This is a genomic window from Streptomyces griseorubiginosus (assembly GCF_017614965.1).
Taxonomy (GTDB): Bacteria; Actinomycetota; Actinomycetes; order Streptomycetales; family Streptomycetaceae; genus Streptomyces; species Streptomyces griseorubiginosus_B.
On the sequence record NZ_WVUG01000678.1, the window covers coordinates 1 to 943 of the forward strand.

At 65.6% G+C, this 943-nt stretch carries 1 protein-coding gene; it reads right to left on the bottom strand.

Annotated elements, in window-relative coordinates:
• Positions 1–655 precede the first annotated feature (655 nt).
• Positions 656–943: tetratricopeptide repeat protein (locus GRC12_RS44705; protein ID WP_208786126.1), on the bottom strand; the 288-nt coding region annotated here is incomplete at its 5' end.

Below are 943 nucleotides of genomic sequence, written 5' to 3' on the forward strand. Positions count from 1 at the left end.
GGAACCCGGCGCCCACCCGACGCGACAGCCGGGCCACCAGTCTGCCCACCTGCAGAAATGACCGCCCCGAATGAGCCGAAAGGGCCCGCCAGCAAGCTGACGGACCCTCACGCAAGATCGAGGCTAGAAAAGGCCCTCGTACTGGTTCCAGCCGGGCACGACCGGTGCGCACTGAACGAAAAAAGCCCAGCTCAGACGCTGTCTGGGCTGGGCTCAGGGAGAGCCCCCTGTCGGATTCGAACCGACGACCTACGCATTACAAGTTGTCCGATCTTTATCCGCGGGAGTTCGTGGACGTCCGAGATGCAGGCGTCATGCATGCTCAGACGCGTTTGCGGTCTCCAGCGGACGAGATCGGACACGCCCGGATCGCGGGCGGATTGAGACCATGGTTGAGACCACAGGGGGCTAGGTCGCCTTTTGCTGAACTGGCCGGAACTAAGGGCGATCACACGGCCTTCCTCCCCGCGGTGACACCTTGCCATCGCACCCGGGCCTTCAACGGACACCCCACTGGGTATAGGGATGGCCGGGGGAGTGATCACTCGGCAGGCGTCCGCCGCGCCTGCACTCGGACCCTCACCTGGTGGTTGGTCGGCGCGCCCGATGGGGCGGAACCCGAAGTCTGCTGGGCCGCTCAAGGGATCGCTGGGGGTTATTGAGGATCGGCGGCGGGTGGTGGGGACGCTGGACTTCCTTGCTGTACGGTGTGCGCTGCCTTACGGGCGTGGGCGAGGTCATTACGGCTGTTCAGGGTCTCGGGGTGGGTGTCGCCCAGCACCCGTTCACGCTGGGCCAGCGTCGCCTCGTACAGCGGGACCGCCCGTTCCAGGTCCCCCGCCGACTCATAGGCGTGGGCGAGGTTATTACGACTGATCAGGGTGTCCGGATGGAAGTCCCCCAGCACCCGCTCACGCTGGACCAGCGTCGCCTCGAACAACGG